The 16,125-nt window shown below is 42.6% G+C and carries 12 protein-coding genes; 10 read left to right on the top strand and 2 right to left on the bottom strand.

All coding sequences use genetic code 11. The annotated features are described in order from the left end of the window. The first annotated feature begins 20 nt into the window (after positions 1–20). From AC3IRT_RS16445 to AC3IRT_RS16410, 8 genes are all read left to right on the top strand, one after another. Positions 21–2,447 carry a 3-hydroxyacyl-CoA dehydrogenase/enoyl-CoA hydratase family protein gene (locus AC3IRT_RS16445; protein ID WP_489394289.1) on the top strand — a complete coding sequence of 809 codons (2,427 nt, stop codon included), beginning with the start codon at positions 21–23 and terminating at the stop codon, positions 2,445–2,447. 78 nt (positions 2,448–2,525) lie between these two features. After that, positions 2,526–2,888 (top strand): four helix bundle protein, encoded by a 363-nt coding sequence (locus tag AC3IRT_RS16440; RefSeq protein ID WP_489394288.1) that lies wholly within the window; start codon positions 2,526–2,528, stop codon positions 2,886–2,888. A gap of 151 nt (positions 2,889–3,039) precedes the next feature. Next, entirely contained in the window at positions 3,040–4,212 is a 1,173-nt protein-coding gene (locus AC3IRT_RS16435) for an acetyl-CoA C-acyltransferase (RefSeq protein ID WP_489394287.1), read from the top strand. A gap of 30 nt (positions 4,213–4,242) precedes the next feature. After that, complete coding sequence (locus tag AC3IRT_RS16430; protein ID WP_489394286.1) at positions 4,243–6,027, top strand: acyl-CoA dehydrogenase FadE; 1,785 nt, start codon at positions 4,243–4,245, stop codon at positions 6,025–6,027. 202 nt (positions 6,028–6,229) lie between these two features. Next, the gene (locus AC3IRT_RS16425; RefSeq protein WP_489394285.1) at positions 6,230–6,850 is read left to right on the top strand and encodes a hypothetical protein; all 621 of its coding nucleotides are present in this window, start codon (positions 6,230–6,232) and stop codon (positions 6,848–6,850) included. Then, on the top strand, positions 6,847–7,146 hold the full coding sequence (locus tag AC3IRT_RS16420) for a winged helix-turn-helix domain-containing protein (protein WP_166336444.1): 300 nt from the start codon (positions 6,847–6,849) through the stop codon (positions 7,144–7,146). The genes AC3IRT_RS16425 and AC3IRT_RS16420 overlap by 4 nt, the downstream gene beginning before the upstream one ends. 51 nt (positions 7,147–7,197) lie before the next feature. Then, the gene (gene creD, locus AC3IRT_RS16415; protein WP_489394284.1) at positions 7,198–8,727 is read left to right on the top strand and encodes a cell envelope integrity protein CreD; all 1,530 of its coding nucleotides are present in this window, start codon (positions 7,198–7,200) and stop codon (positions 8,725–8,727) included. Between the two features lie 222 nt (positions 8,728–8,949). Further along, positions 8,950–10,551 (top strand): ABC-F family ATP-binding cassette domain-containing protein, encoded by a 1,602-nt coding sequence (locus tag AC3IRT_RS16410; RefSeq protein ID WP_489394283.1) that lies wholly within the window; start codon positions 8,950–8,952, stop codon positions 10,549–10,551. A gap of 46 nt (positions 10,552–10,597) precedes the next feature. On the opposite strand, the gene AC3IRT_RS16405 is transcribed toward AC3IRT_RS16410, so the two are convergent. Together AC3IRT_RS16405 and prfB are read right to left on the bottom strand one after the other, a co-directional pair. Continuing rightward, on the bottom strand, positions 10,598–11,275 hold the full coding sequence (locus tag AC3IRT_RS16405; RefSeq protein ID WP_489394282.1) for a TIGR02117 family protein: 678 nt from the start codon (positions 11,273–11,275) through the stop codon (positions 10,598–10,600). A 135-nt stretch (positions 11,276–11,410) separates the two neighbouring features. Then, positions 11,411–12,494 (bottom strand): peptide chain release factor 2 gene (gene prfB, locus AC3IRT_RS16400; RefSeq protein WP_489394281.1). Its coding sequence is split into 2 segments (ribosomal slippage): positions 11,411–12,433 and positions 12,435–12,494, totalling 1,083 coding nucleotides; the frame shifts between segments, so codons are not numbered across the junction. Positions 12,495–12,649: 155 nt separating this feature from the next. Here prfB and AC3IRT_RS16395 point away from each other — a divergent pair. Together AC3IRT_RS16395 and pgi are read left to right on the top strand one after the other, a co-directional pair. Beyond that, on the top strand, positions 12,650–14,296 hold the full coding sequence (locus AC3IRT_RS16395) for an ABC1 kinase family protein (protein WP_489394280.1): 1,647 nt from the start codon (positions 12,650–12,652) through the stop codon (positions 14,294–14,296). 153 nt (positions 14,297–14,449) lie between these two features. Next, entirely contained in the window at positions 14,450–16,096 is a 1,647-nt protein-coding gene (gene pgi, locus AC3IRT_RS16390) for a glucose-6-phosphate isomerase (RefSeq protein WP_489394279.1), read from the top strand. Positions 16,097–16,125 lie beyond the last annotated feature (29 nt).

Below are 16,125 nucleotides of genomic sequence, written 5' to 3'. Positions count from 1 at the left end.
TAAATCTAAAATAAGATGATATGAAAAAAAATATCAAAAAGGTAACCGTGTTAGGTTCGGGCGTAATGGGCTCGCGAATCGCATGTCACTTTGCAAATATTGGCGTTGAAGTTCTTCTGCTGGATATTGTTCCAAAAGAGCTTCTTCCTCAAGAAGAAGCAAAAGGACTAAGTCTGGAAAGCAAAGCAGTGCGAAACCGAATAGTCAATACGTCTCTCGATACGGCGCTCAAAACAAATCCCTCCCCCATATACAGTAAGCGCTTCGCTAACCGCATCACCACTGGAAACTTCGAAGATAATATGAAAGATATCGCTCACTATGATTGGGTGATCGAAGTGGTTGTAGAACGTTTAGAAATTAAAAAATCGGTATTTGATCAAGTAGAGAAATACCGCAAAGAGGGAACATTGGTGACTTCCAATACGTCGGGTATTCCTATCCACTTGATGGCAGAAGGACGTAGCGAAGATTTTAAAAAGAATTTCTGCGGTACACACTTCTTTAATCCGCCGCGTTACCTAGAGCTTTTCGAAGTCATCCCGACGGAGCATACCGATCGGGCTGTAATCGATTTTCTAACATATTTTGGTGATAAGCTGTTGGGCAAAACTGTGGTTTTGTGTAAAGATACGCCTGCTTTCATTGGCAATCGTATCGGTGTTTATTCTATGTTAGCACTCACGCATCTGATAGAGCCGCTTGGGCTTACCGTAGAAGAAGTAGATAAGTACACTGGCCCGGCGATGGGTCACCCCAAATCAGCAACTTTCCGTACCGCAGATGTAGTCGGTTTGGATACGTTAGTCAACGTAGCCAATGGATTAACGGAGAACGCGCCTAATGATGAAGCCAAAGGCGTATTTCAACTGCCTTCGTACATCAGCCAGATGGCCGAGAAAAAATGGCTGGGCGAGAAGACAAAACAAGGTTTCTACAAGAAGGTAAAAGACGACAAAGGGAATTCCAATATCTTATCATTAGATCTCAAAACTCTGGAGTATGCCGATCAGCAAAAGGTGAAATCCACCACGCTGGAAGCAACAAAGCCCGTAGAAGACATTCGTAAACGTATGAAAGTATACGAGCAAGGTACAGATAAGGCTGCCGAATTGTTCCGCGCGATGCATTATCCTTTGTTTGAGTATGTGTCCAATCGGGTGCCAGAGATTACAGATGATTTCTATCGTATCGACGATGCCATGCGAGCAGGCTTTGGATGGGAATTAGGTCCATTCGAGGTTTGGGATGCGCTCGGCGTACGCGAAACCATCGAAAAAATCAAGAGCGAAGAGAAACGTCTGCCGGGACAGTCTGGTCAGGTCGCTGCGTGGGTGCACGATATGCTCGAAGCAGGCAATGAGCATTTTTATAAAATAGTGGACGGAGTCAAAAACTATTATGACATCCAGTCGAAATCCTACCAACCTATACCGGGAGCCGAAGATCTGATTGTACTGGATAATATCCGCGACAAGCAGACTATCTGGAAAAACTCTGGAGTGACAATTACAGATCTTGGTGATGGCATTATCAACTGTGAGTTTCATACCAAGATGAATACCATCGGTGGCGATGTCATTCAAGGTGTCAACAAAGCTATTGATCTTGCAGAACAAGATTACCGTGGTTTGGTGATTACCAACGACGGCAAAAACTTCTCCGCTGGTGCCAATATTGGTATGATCTTCATGATGGCGGTCGAGCAAGACTACGATGAGTTGAATATGGCCATTCGTATGTTCCAAAATACGGCCATGCGTTTACGTTACTCTTCTATCCCAGTGGTTGTTGCGCCGTTTCAGCTGGCGCTAGGCGGCGGTTGTGAGTTTTCGATGCATGCCGACTTTGTACAATTGCATGCTGAAACGTACATGGGACTTGTCGAATTTGGTGTCGGCGTCATCCCAGGTGGTGGTGGTTCTAAAGAGTTCGCACTGCGCGCTTCAGACGAATTCAAAGATGATCAGATCACGCAAAATATATTGAAAGAGCGTTTCTTGACGGTCGGACAAGCGAAAGTATCGACGTCTGCGGTCGAAGCATACGAACTCGGTTACTTGCAAAAAGGAAAGTTCGCGATTACCATGAACAGAAAGCGCCTTTTAGCGGACGCCAAAGCAAAAGCAGTAGAATTAGCTAATGAGGGCTATTTGCAGCCAGCGCAACGAAAAGATATCAAGGTGCTAGGAAAGCAAGGTTTAGGAATAGTTTACGCTGGATCAGCGTCTATGCGAGCTGGGAATTACATTTCCGAACACGATAAGAAGATCTCTGAAAAACTAGGTTGGGTGATGTGCGGCGGTGATCTTTCGGCGCCAACAGAAGTTTCTGAGCAGTATTTATTAGATATCGAACGAAAAGCCTTTTTGGAATTGTGTGCCGAGCGTAAAACTTTAGAACGGATTCAGCATATGTTGACGAAAGGTAAGCCGCTGAGGAATTAGGTTGAGGTAGTGTGATTAGGGGATAGAGATACGAGAGCGCGATATTCGACAATCTTGTTTACAGATGATAAAAAAGAAATGCATAAAATACAAGACTTGAAAATATGGCATAAGGCTTTGGATCTATGTGTTTCGATTTACGAAATATCCTCGCACTTTCCAGCGGACGAGCGATTTGGTTTGACTTCGCAAGTATGTAGATCATACGTCTCTATATCACCCAATATTGCCGAGGGAGCTGGGCGAAATACAACAGGAGAATTCATCCATTTTTTGGGCATTGCCAATGGTTCAGCCTATGAGTTGCAAACGCAACTTATCATCGCGAAAAGCCTTAATCTATATCCGTCAGAGTTAGAAGGAATATTAGAAAAAATTGATGAAATCCAAAAAATGTGTTATAAACTTCAACAGACACTTAAGTTAAAAACGGATAAATAAAAAATGGATGTGCCAATTGATTCAGCGAACTATAAATCTCACTACTCAAAACGCACTACTTATAATGCAAATCTAAAAAATGGGTGTGCCAATTGATTCAGTGAACTATACATCTCACTACTCAATACGCACATCGCAAATCTAAAAAAACATGGAAGCATATATTATAGCAGGTTATCGTACAGCAGTAGGGAAAGCGCCTAGAGGCGTATTTCGTTTCATGCGCGCAGACGAGTTAGCTAGTGAAGTGATCCAACACATGGTGTCTACCATTCCGAATTTGAATGTAGAACAGATAGACGATGTGATCGTAGGTAATGCAACACCCGAAGCAGAGCAAGGGCTCAACATTGCCCGAATGATTTCCTTGATGGGATTGAATACAGACAAAGTGCCGGGCGTAACGGTAAATAGATACTGTGCTTCGGGTCTGGATACAATAGCGACGGCAGTCGCTAAAATAAAATCAGGAATGGCTGATTGTATCATTGCTGGTGGTGTCGAAGTCATGTCAGGAATGCCTATGGGCGGTTGGAAGTTGGCGCCAAATCCTAAAGTGGCCAAAGAAAATCCAGATTGGTACTGGGGTATGGGACTGACAGCAGAAGCCGTGGCCAAAGAATATAAAGTGTCACGCGAAGACCAAGATATGTTTGCTCTAGCCTCGCATAAAAAGGCCGTCGAAGCCATCAAGAACGGGAGTTTGAAAGATGGCATTGTGCCGATCAAAATAACCGAGAATTATATCAAAGATGATAAAATCGCTTCGCGAGATTACGTAGTAGATACCGATGAAGGCCCTCGTGCCGATACTTCATTAGAAGTGTTGAACAAACTAAGGCCTGTATTTGCAGCAGATGGCGTAGTTACTGCTGGAAATTCTTCACAAACCTCGGATGGCGCTGCATTCGTGTTAGTGGTTTCCGAAGCGAAATTAAAGGAATTGAATGTAGAGCCGATTGCGCGATTAGTGAGCTATGGTGTGGCTGGTGTACCTCCACGCATTATGGGTATTGGTCCGATCGAAGCCATTCCAAAGGCGTTGAAAGTGGCCGGGCTGAAAAAAGAAGATATTGATTTGATCGAGCTCAACGAAGCTTTTGCTTCGCAATCATTAGCAGTCATTCGCGAACTAGATCTCGATGCAAGCAAGATCAATGTCAATGGTGGTGCTATCGCTTTGGGGCATCCACTTGGGTGTACAGGAGCAAAATTGACCGTGCAGGTATTACATGAATTAAAACGTCGACAAGGCAAATACGGTATGGTTACGATGTGCGTAGGTTCAGGTCAAGGAGCTGCCGGAATTTTCGAGCTGCTGTAAGATTAAGTTTCAAAAGTAAATATTAGAGATATGAGCAATAATAAAGCAATCAAAGGCGGAGAATTCGTGATCCGCGAAACATCTTATCAAGATGTCTTCATCCCAGAAGAGTTTGATGAAGAAGCGAAGATGATCCGTCAGACCTGTCTTGACTTTCTGGATTCGGAGGTTTTGAATAACCTAGACCGTATCGATAAACAGGAGGAAGGGATCATGCAGGGTTTGTTAGACAAAGCCGGAGAATTAGGTTTGCTTGGCGTATCCATTCCGGAACAATATGGAGGTTTTGGAAAAAACTTTAACACTTCCATGTTGGTGACGGATGCAGTGGGTGGTGGCCATAGCTTTGCCGTTGCGCTTTCAGCGCATACTGGTATTGGTACATTGCCAATTCTGTACTATGGAAATGATACACAAAAAGATAAATACATTCCTAAGCTTACGACTGGCGAATGGAAAGCCGCTTATTGTCTTACCGAGCCCAACTCTGGTTCGGATGCCAACTCGGGCCGTACCGCTGCCAAACTAAATCCAGAAGGTACACACTACATCCTCAACGGACAGAAAATGTGGATTACCAATGGTGGTTTTGCAGATGTTTTTATTGTCTTTGCCAAGATTGACGATGATAAGAACCTAAGCGCTTTTATCGTAGAGCGTGAGTTTGGCGGTATCACCATGAATCCTGAAGAGCACAAATTAGGAATCAAAGGGTCCTCTACACGACAGGTATTTTTCAATGATTGTGCCGTTCCCGTAGAGAATTTGCTTTCGGAACGCGAAAATGGATTCAAGATCGCCGTAAATATTCTGAATATTGGCCGTATCAAGTTGGGTGCAGCCACGATCGGATCTTCGCGCTCTATTATCAATGCTTCTGTTCGATATGCGAATGAGCGTGTACAGTTCAATTTGCCAATCTCTAAATTTGGTGCGATCCGGTACAAGTTGGCAGAAATGGCAACGCGCCTATATGCCAATGAAAGTGCAGCTTATCGCGCCGGACAAAATATTGATGATGCATATGATGCATTAATTGCAGAAGGCGTAGACGAAGCTAAGGCAAAGTTGAAATCGGTAGAGCAATTTGCGATAGAGTGTGCCATCATCAAAGTTTGGTGTTCAGAGATGCTCGACTACGTCGTAGACGAAGGTGTGCAGATCTATGGTGGTATGGGCTACTCGGCAGATGCGCCAATGGAGCGAGCGTACCGTGATGCACGGATAAACCGGATTTTTGAAGGAACCAACGAAGTAAATCGCCTATTGGTCGTAGATATGTTATTGAAACGTGCGATGAAAGGCGAGATTGATTTGATGGGGCCAGCTACGGCTGTCGCCAATGAATTGATGGCGATCCCTGATTTCGGAGAAGAAGACGATGCACCATTTGCAGCAGAAAAGAAAATCATTGCTAACCTCAAGAAAGCAGGTTTACTCGTTGCAGGAGCTGCGGTACAAAAGCTGATGATGTCCTTATCAAAAGAACAAGAGATTCTGATGAACATCGCGGATATTATCGGGTACGTGTATGTTGCCGAATCAGTACTGCTCCGTGTAGAGAAAATCTACCACAGTAAAGGTGAAGAAGCGGCCGCATTGCCAACGGATATGGCGCGTGTCTATCTTCACTCGGTGCTAGACAAAATACAGGTTGCAGGCAAAGAAGCCTTAAACTCATTCGGAGAAGGCGATGAGTTGCGAATGATGTTAGTCGGATTGAAGCGTTTTACCAAAGCCGAACCGTTTAACATCAAAGAAGCGCGTCAGCGTATCGCTCGCAAGCTAATCGATGATAATAAATACAGCTTTTAGATTAAAAAAATTATATAGCACACACTAATAATTAGAATACCCAATGGTGAGCTCCCTGTTTCAGGGAGCTTTTTTGCTTTTTAAGCTTCGCTGATGCGGTCTAAATACCGCACTAAGTAAGTACTCATGTAAGCACGGAAAAACGAACAAAAATTTTAGAATGTCAAATCTTTTATTTTACTTTGAATATCAAAGTACTTTTATGCAAGACAATCATTTGATAGAAGAACTCGGAAGTATCCGAAAGCTGATGGAGAAATCATCCAAATTTGTCTCCATTAGTGGACTTTCTGGAGTGTTGGTCGGGATCTATGCGCTAATTGGAGTCGCGTATGGCTATATCACCGTGTATGGTTTTAAGAGCCAGTTCGGATATCGTGATTTTTACGTCACAGATGATGCGATTATCGTCAAATTGGTGATTGTTGCCATGATCGTGCTGTTTGCAGCTTTGCTGACGGGCTATCTGATGGCTCAACGCAAAGCGAAAATAAGCAAACAGTCGATTTGGAATATTACAAGTAAGAATCTGTTGTTTGCTGTAGCAGTGCCCTTATTGGCAGGCGGTATTGTTTCTATTGTATTGATCAACAGAGGTGCTTACAGCATGATCGCATCCATATTACTGATTTTTTATGGCCTTGCACTCACATCTGGTAGTGTGTATACATTTAAAGAAGTGCGTTATCTCGGTATATTAGAGGTCATTTTGGGGATATTTGCGTTAGCGATTCCTGGTTATGGAGTTTGGTTCTGGGCGATGGGATTTGGGGTATTGCACATCATTTATGGCTTGATCGTTCACTATAAATACGAGAGGTGAGTTTAGATTTATCATTATATGACAAGATTTTTGAGAACCGTGTTCGTCTGCAAATCATGAGTGTGCTCATGGCGAATGAGGAATACGATTTCAGTTCGCTCAAAGATTTGCTGGACGTTACTGATGGCAATCTTGCGTCTAATCTAAAAGCCTTGGAAAAGGAGCAATACATTGAAGTCTATAAATCCTTTGTGGATCGGAAGCCCAATACCCGCTATAAAAAAACAGCGAAGGGTAAATCTGCTTTTGAAAAGCATTTATCGGCCTTAGAAAAATTGATCAATCACGTAAAATAATTTTTTTTATACATCAACTTTGAAAAGCAAAGTACTTTTAAATAATTTGAAATGGAAACAAATCATCAACAACCTGTACAGGCGAGTACGCCTTCCTTTTTTAAACAATTCATTAATTCGATGATCTTCAAGATGTTCACGATCTTGGTGTTGGTTTTATTTTTATTAATACCGCTGAATTGGATAGACGATTTGATTCGCGAGCGCAAATATCGCGAGAACGTAGTCACAGACGATATCGTCGCTAAATGGGGGAGTGAACAGGTGGTTTCTGGTCCAATCATTGCCATACCGCTAGATTATAGAGCAGAGAACACCGTTTTTGATAAGGATAATAAACCCTTACAGCGATTTTCGACAGAAAGAGAATGGATATTTCTGCTCCCAAATCAGGTTCATATCGAAGGTGCTGTACAGCCCGAAGAGTTAAAACGAGGCATCTACAAATCCGTCGTGTATAATACAACATTGAAGATTAAAGGCGCATTCGATCAGCTCAATATGGAAGAAGTCGATACGAAAGGAGGTGTCATCCAATGGAATGAGGCCAAATTAGTCGTCGGTATTACTGATTTTAAAGGATTGCTATCGTACCCAGCATTGTCATGGAATGGGGCAAAATCTCACATGACGAATTCCGATGATTCCTTTAATCTGTTTGGCGGAAATCTGGTTGCTGATCTTGGATTAAGTTCAGGAGAAGGTACGAAGCAGAACTTTGATATGGAATTGCAGTTGCGAGGAGCGAAGTCACTGAATTTTTTTCCATTGGCTAACCAGACGAATATCGAAGTGTCTGGTGACTGGGCAGATCCCAGTTTTAATGGCGGCTTTTTGCCCGAAGATCGCGAGGTGACGGATCAAGGATTTAAAGCCAGTTGGCGTATTCCTAACTTCAGTCGGAAGTTTCCACAGCAATGGCAAGGTTCAAATGGAAATCGAATGTATATCTATTCTGGGATGAGCGCAAGCGGCGATGAATATTATGAAGCAGCGACTACTGTAGAGTATGCTGCTTCAGAGAGCACTGCTGCAGCATCCAACAAAGGCACAAACATAGAGCCAGCGGCCAACAATGATCTGGTTCAGATTCAGTTTTTACGCAAGGTCAACGAGTATCAGAAAATTACACGCGTGGCAAAGTATGGCGCATTGGTGATTTTCCTGACTTTTGCTGCCTTAGTGCTTACCGAGATTATCAAAAAGCAGCGCATACATATCATTCAATATGTCTTGATCGGTGTTGCCGTAATATTATTCTACTCCCTGTTATTGGCAATTAGCGAACATCTAGGATTCAACTTAGCTTATTTAATAGCTGCTTTGGCTACGGTGTTGTTGATAGCTTCGTTCGTGCATTTACTGACAAAGCGATTGAGATTAGCGCTTGGATTTGGCGCAATATTATCCAGCTTCTATGCATTTATCTATTTCTTGATGCAGTTACAAGATCATTCTTTGATCGTCGGTACCATCGGTGTATTTCTCATTTTGGCGGTATTGATGCGGTTTTCGGCACGAATCAATTGGTATAGTTTGGACAACACGAATGGCGAAAACAGTTTGAATTCGGGCAAATAGTTACTACAATTTACCATCAGTCTCCTTCAAAGGGGCTGATGGTATTTCTCTTAGGCAGAAGGCTGTTTTTCTTATGAAATAGAAGCCATTAGAAATATTTTTGCTAATCTTGTACTTTATCCACAAAAAGAGACACGATGTAATTCATAATTTCTGCAAGACACTGATTTATTACTATGCGCGATGTATCGTCGTATTGGCTTATCCAGTAAACAAGAAATTATGCTCGAATTACAGAATATCACTTATATCCTGCCGAATGGCAGTATGCTGCTATCAGCAGCGAATCTTACCTTACATTCTCGACAGAAAATAGGCCTCGTTGGCAAAAACGGCACAGGCAAATCTACACTATTTCGACTAATTACTGGAGAACTCACGCCACAGGAAGGCCAGATTATCCGTACGGCCAATAGCGTGTACGTCGTTCCTCAACATTTCGGACAATTCGACCAACAGACGGTGGCTCAGGCATTGGGCGTAGATGCCAAGATCATTGCTTTGCGCGCTATACTCGCTGGTGATGCGGATGAGAAACATTATGAAGTTTTGCAAGATGATTGGACTATTGAAGAGCAATGCGCACAAGCATTGACTCGGTGGAAGCTCTCACCAGATATTTTGGATGCCGAAATGCATCGTCTTAGCGGTGGCGAGAAAACCAAAATATTTCTAGCAGGAATAGCCATTTATGCGCCCGACTTGGTATTGCTTGATGAACCCACCAATCACTTGGATTTCTGGGCGCGCGAACAGCTTTATACTGAAGTGCAACGCTCCAATAGCTGCTGGGCGATTATTAGTCACGATCGTGTATTGCTGGACAAAATGGAGCGCATCATTGAGTTGGAAGCGGGTATATTAACCAGTTACACCGGCAACTATTCGCATTATCGGGCACAGCGGGATGCGCAAGCGGAAATATTGCAACAGAATATCGAACAGCAGCAAAAGGAGTTGCGTAAAGCAAAGCTGGTGCAACGAAAAACACTCGAACGGCAACAACGCAACGATGCCCGCGGACAACAAAAGCAGGAGCGCGCAGGCGTTTCGCGTATCATGATGAATACGCTGAGAAACAAAGCAGAACAAAGTACTTCCAAAACCAAGGAAGTGCATGCCGATAAAATCGATCGTTTGCACGGTTCGCTCCGAGAGTTACGTGCCGATCGCGTGGACAATTTTGCTATCAAAGTAGCATTTGATCCAGCACACGTGCATACGGGCAAAGTGCTATTCGAGGGAAAGCAATTGCAAGTGCATTACCATAATATACCGCTGTGGGCTGAGCAGGGCATTAACCTTCGCATCGTAAGTGGCGATCGCCTGCATATTCATGGTATGAATGGATCAGGAAAATCGACTTTGTTGAAACTATTTTTAGGCAAATTGGAGGCCGATAGCGGACAGATTTATCGAGTAGATAGTCGCGTTCTGTACTTGGATCAAGATTATAGTGCGATTAATCCAACGGATAGCGTATTGGGACAGGCGCAATCTTGCAATATCCATGGCTTGGAAGAGCATGAAGTCAAAACGCTGTTGGCTCGGCATTTATTTTATGCGGATGATTGGGCGAAGCCCGGTCGTGTTCTAAGTGGTGGTGAATGCATGCGTTTGTTGCTTTGCCAGATGGCCATTCGTCAAGAAGCGCCCGATATCCTCGTGCTGGATGAGCCAACGAACAACCTTGATCTCTATAGTTTGGAGATTTTGACCAACGCCATCCGCGATTATCAAGGTACACTAGTCGTGGTTTCACACGATGTATCCTTCGTCAACGAATTAGGAATCACACAGACGATAGCGCTTTCAAAGCAGTAGAATTGTAATGAGCAGCAAGAATAAAACGGCGTGGTCGTAGGCTTAATTATTTCGAATAATGGTAAAAAATGCCCTTATCAAATGGTGTCCACAAACTGGCTCTTTGAGCACAAGCCTTCAAAGCGTTGTTAGTCCAGGTATTGCAGGTGTAAAATATATGGTAACGACCAACTGCTTCATAGAAAGCATCATTGCTTCCATAATTCGCATCCGTGTCAATTAGCAAGAAATTTCCTTTCCCATCTTTCTGAAAACTCGTTTGGATATAGTCGACCAGCTTTTTGTATTCAGTCTTGCCAATCTGTATTCTTTTGCAATTCTCGCTTTCAATAAGTGGATGAAGAAAGGTCACATGCATCGCGGAAGAGCCACGCGCGAATGCCGCATTGAAGGCTACGCTAAATTTTAGATCTGACCAAGTGGGTGTTTCCAAATAAAAACCCTTGTCGCCCCAACCAAAACCCACATATTGTGCTGTGGAATCTTTGCCTTTGGTATCGTCGAACTTCACATAGCTGCTCCAATCCATTTCGTCGGACTTCACCGGAACGACAATGTCGGTATGCACCCCGTTTGATAGAATATAAATGGTCACTTCTTCTTTTGACACCGCATTTTTGTTGACCGCTATTCTTGACAAACAATAAGCTGCCGCGAGATATAGAAGTACGAGCCCCGTTATTGCGGCTAATACCATGCCTGTTATTTTGATGATGCGCGTCATTGCTGATTTTTCAGATATTTAAACCATTCTAGTTAGGACAAGATAAGCCAAAGCGATGAATACCTTGTCGTTGACATAAAATAAATGCCCGAGTGATTAGCTCGGGCATTACCCATAAAAGATTAGAGGTAATTATTACCCGCCAAACTCCATTAAGTAAGCTTTGAGGAATGCATCCAGATCACCATCTAATACCGCTTGTGTATTGGATGTTTCTACGCTAGTGCGTAGGTCTTTGATCAATTTGTAAGGATGCAATACATAATTGCGGATCTGCGAACCCCACTCGATTTTCTTCTTCGAACCTTCGATTGCTGCACTTGCTTCGGCGCGTTTGCGCATCTCGATTTCGTACAATTGCGATTTCAGTAAGCGAAGTGCATTCTCTTTATTCTGTAATTGCGAGCGCGTTTCCTGGTTTTTGATAATAATGCCCGTAGGTTTGTGGTGCAAACGCACCGCTGTCTCCACTTTGTTGACATTCTGCCCACCAGCACCGCCAGCACGGAACGTATCCCATTCGATTTCGGAATCCTTCACGTCGATCTCAATATTGTCGTCCACTAAGGGATACACATAGACAGAAGCAAAAGATGTATGGCGTTTGGCGTTGGAGTCAAATGGCGATATCCGTACTAAGCGATGAACGCCATTTTCACCTTTTAAATAGCCGTACGAGAAATTGCCAGTAAACTGTAGCGTGACCGATTTAATACCAGCCACATCACCGGCTTGATAATCTTGCTCCGTGACTTTGCAGCCATGTTTTTCGCCCCACATAATGTACATGCGCATCAGCATCGCTGCCCAATCGCAGCTTTCGGTACCACCGGCACCCGCCGTAATCTGCAAGATCGCATCCAGCTGATCTTCTTCAGCGCTCAACATGTTTTTAAATTCCAGTTCTTCGACACTTTCCAACGCAACCTGATACTGCTCATCCAGCTCTTGGTCACTCGCGTCACCACTCTGGAAAAAGTCATACATTACTGCCGTATCATCTACGGCGGCAGACATTTCATCAAATTGATCTGTCCATACTTTGGTGTTCTTTATGGACAAAAGCACCTTTTCGGCCGCTTTGCTATCGTCCCAGAAGTCGGGGCGCAAAGTAATTTCAGTTTCTTCTTTTACAGATTTTTTTCGGACATCAATGTCAAAGATGCCTCCTCAGGGACGTAACACGATCCCTCAAGTCTTGAATTTGTTCTTTTGTCATAATTACAAAAATAACAATTGCTGAGATGATTTCCCTTTTAATCGTCCGAATAAAATATGTCATTTTACATCAAAACAGCAATTCTGGTATGATTAATAGAGGATGGATATAGGAAGTATTAATTATCTTTAACTGAACGTTAAAAGTCGCTAAATATGGAAACTCCATTTAAAAATCAAACTTTAAAAATCAAACGTACCGTCAAATTGACTCAAATATTGGCTAAATATGGGTTTGAAGATTTGCGGGGGAAGTACAATTCTTCTTCAGCATCGGACAAAGCCACTAAAGAAAGCGAAATGAATTCCGCTTATAAGCGTATGAGGCTAGCGATTGAAGAATTGGGGCCAACATTCGTAAAGTTTGGTCAGACGCTTTCATCAAGGGAGGATTTACTGCCTGAAGAATTGATCATTGAGCTTAAAAAACTGCAAGACCGAGTTCCTACACAAGAATTAGATATCCACACTTATATCGAAAATGAATTAGGAATTAATGTGGACGAGCATTTTACGGAAGTCCAGTCTATACCTATAGCGTCAGCTTCCATTGCACAGGTGTATGAAGCTTCTCTTAAGAATGGAGATCAAGTCATTTTAAAAGTGAAACGTCCTCATATCAAGGAAACAATAGACTCAGATTTGTTAATTCTAAAAGATATTGTCCACTTTTTATCCAATTATTTCGACAGTATTCGCAAGATCAATCTAGAATATATCTTACAAGCATTCAAAAAAACACTGATGGAAGAAGTGTCTTTTGTTCATGAAGCCAAAAATATTCAACAGTTTGCTCAAAATTTTCGAAGTAGTGAAAACATCAAGTGCATGAAGGTCTACGAAGACTACAGTAATGACAATCTGCTTTGTATATCTCGTATTTCAGGCGTTAAGATCAACGATAGGGAAAAAATACAATCTCTCGGATTGAGCGTGGAAACCATTGTGGATCGAGGATTAGATGCTTTTTTAACACAAATTCTTCATCACGGATTTTTTCATGCCGATCCGCATCCAGGCAATATCCTTGTCAATTCGCAAGGTCAGATTACATTTTTGGACTTGGGCGCTGTGGGTACGATGCTTCCATCAGATCAACTGCTCTTGGAAGATTTTGTCAGTTCTTTCATCGCTAATGATATAGATAACATCATCTACATCATTAAAAAGATGGCCGTACATATCGAAATTGAAAATGAAAAAAACTTGAAAAGAGAAATTTCAGTACTCTTGGATATGGCAAATGCTAACGCTCTAGCTAGTATCGATACCAAAGTATTTTTCTCCAAATTTTCGAATATTTTGAATAAAAACAATATCATAATGCCTGACCATATCTATCTTTTGGTGAGAGGCATTGTTTTAATGGAAGGAATAGGGCGAGAGCTACTCCCAGATATGAATATTGTGGAGAAGATCAAGCCGTACGTTAATGACATGGTCAAAAAAAGATTGTCTTTGGAGTATATCCAATCCGAATTGAAGAAAAAACTACAAGAAAGCTATCATCTGCTCGATCAAGCACCTCATAACCTACGTAGTATTACACAGAAACTAGAACAAGGTGATCTATCCCTTGTGATTCAAAGTCAAGATTTAAAAAACATCGAAAAGCACTATAAGAAAAACCAGTCGACCAATCGATTATTAACCATCGGATGCGTATTCTTTATCGGCGGCTGCCTATTGTCAAACAGTCATCATTTTTTGATCTTTGGACTGCCAATAGTCTCTTGGTTAAACATCTTTATAGGACTTGTTTTTATGGCATTTGCTAAGCTGAGAAATCTAAAAATAGACTAGCTGACGATCACGCTAGCCTTGCTCTCATTTTACGAACCTCAAAAACACCTTGTCTTTCCACGATAAGGGTGGTATATTAGTTGATAATTTCTCTACGCAGAGGATCTCAACTATCTTTAACGAAACGCATTTAATAATAATAGCATCCAAAATATGTTGCCAAAAATAAACTTCACAGAAACTGCCTCCTACAAATATCTTGTAGACCACTATATAGATATTAATAAACATACCATTAAAGACCTTTTCTCTCAAGACGCCGATCGCTTCGAGAAATTCTCGGTTCAATTCGGAGATATCTTGGTGGATTATTCCAAAAACCGGATTAATGATGAGACGAAAGCTTTGCTGATCCAACTCGCGCGAGAATGCAAATTGGATGAGGCTATCAAAGCCATGTTTTCTGGCGAAGCCATCAACGAGACCGAAGGCCGGCCGGTATTGCACACCGCATTGCGTAATCGTAGCAACAGCCCGGTATTGGTAGATGGGCAAGATGTAATGCCGCAAATAAATGAAGTTTTGGCGCAGATGAAAGCATTCTGCGAGCAGATCCATTCCGGCAGTTGGAAAGGAATTACAGGCAAGGCCATCACCGACGTCGTAAACATTGGTATTGGTGGTTCAGATCTTGGGCCTGTCATGGTCACCGAAGCGCTAAAGCCATACAAGACACAGTTGAATTCGCATTTTGTGTCTAATGTGGATGGTACGCACATCGCGGAAGTCCTGAAAAAAGTAGATCCGGAAACGACCTTGTTTCTGATCGCTTCAAAGACCTTCACCACGCAAGAAACGATGGCCAATGCCAATTCTGCGAAAGACTGGTTCTTAGCTGCTGGCGCATCGCAGGATGATGTGGCCAAGCATTTTGCCGCATTAAGCACCAACGCGAGCTCCGTTGCAGAGTTTGGGATCGATACCGACAATATGTTCGCATTTTGGGACTGGGTTGGCGGTCGTTATTCTTTATGGTCAGCAATCGGCTTATCCATTGCATTAAGCATCGGCTTTGATCATTTCGAAGAATTGTTGGCCGGCGCACATGAAACCGATGAGCATTTCCAAGAAGCAGATTTTGAAGAAAATATCCCGGTTATCCTAGCGTTGCTAGGCGTGTGGTACAATAATTTCTTCCAGTCAGAAAGCCACGCTATTCTGCCATACGATCAGTATCTGCATCGCTTTGCCGCTTATTTTCAGCAAGGAGATATGGAAAGCAATGGCAAGTATGTAGATCGCAACGGTAATCGTGTGGATTACGAAACGGGGCCAATGATCTGGGGCGAGCCGGGCACGAATGGGCAACATGCGTTTTATCAACTCATTCATCAGGGCACTAAATTAATCCCTTGTGATTTTATTGCGCCAGCGGTATCGCATAATCCGCTGGGGAATCATCATACGCTTCTTTTATCAAACTTTTTTGCGCAAACAGAAGCGCTAATGAATGGTAAGGAAGAGGAGATCGTTGTCGCGGAATTGCAGAAAGCTGGAAAATCAGAAGCAGAAATCGAGAAATTGAAAGCTTTCAAAGTCTTTGAAGGAAATCGTCCGAGTAACTCATTTTTGATTAAGAAAATTACGCCACATACCTTAGGTGCTTTAATCGCGTTGTATGAACATAAGATTTTTGTGCAAGGTGTGATCTGGAACATATTCTCCTTCGATCAATGGGGTGTAGAATTGGGTAAACAATTAGCAAATCAAATATTGCCAGAGCTAAATAGTGAAGATAATGTCACTTCGCACGATAGTTCGACCAATGGACTGATCAATCAGTATAAAAACTGGCGTTAAGTTCAGAATTATTGTAAAAATTAGGACAC

Source organism: Sphingobacterium sp. KH_072 (assembly GCF_057837975.1).
Note: the sequence above shows the minus strand (reverse complement) of the source record. Positions and strands in the feature narration are given on the sequence as shown.

Excerpts from the sequence above, each read along its gene's own strand:
- pgi (WP_489394279.1), top strand. The coding sequence starts at position 14,450 with ATGTTGCCAAAAATAAACTTCACAGAAACTGCCTCCTACAAATATCTT.
- AC3IRT_RS16425 (WP_489394285.1), top strand. The coding sequence starts at position 6,230 with ATGCAAGACAATCATTTGATAGAAGAACTCGGAAGTATCCGAAAGCTG.
- AC3IRT_RS16445 (WP_489394289.1), top strand. The coding sequence starts at position 21 with ATGAAAAAAAATATCAAAAAGGTAACCGTGTTAGGTTCGGGCGTAATG.
- AC3IRT_RS16410 (WP_489394283.1), top strand. The coding sequence starts at position 8,950 with ATGCTCGAATTACAGAATATCACTTATATCCTGCCGAATGGCAGTATG.
- AC3IRT_RS16395 (WP_489394280.1), top strand. The coding sequence starts at position 12,650 with ATGGAAACTCCATTTAAAAATCAAACTTTAAAAATCAAACGTACCGTC.
- AC3IRT_RS16405 (WP_489394282.1), bottom strand. The coding sequence starts at position 11,275 with ATGACGCGCATCATCAAAATAACAGGCATGGTATTAGCCGCAATAACG.
- creD (WP_489394284.1), top strand. The coding sequence starts at position 7,198 with ATGGAAACAAATCATCAACAACCTGTACAGGCGAGTACGCCTTCCTTT.
- AC3IRT_RS16440 (WP_489394288.1), top strand. The coding sequence starts at position 2,526 with ATGCATAAAATACAAGACTTGAAAATATGGCATAAGGCTTTGGATCTA.
- AC3IRT_RS16430 (WP_489394286.1), top strand. The coding sequence starts at position 4,243 with ATGAGCAATAATAAAGCAATCAAAGGCGGAGAATTCGTGATCCGCGAA.
- AC3IRT_RS16435 (WP_489394287.1), top strand. The coding sequence starts at position 3,040 with ATGGAAGCATATATTATAGCAGGTTATCGTACAGCAGTAGGGAAAGCG.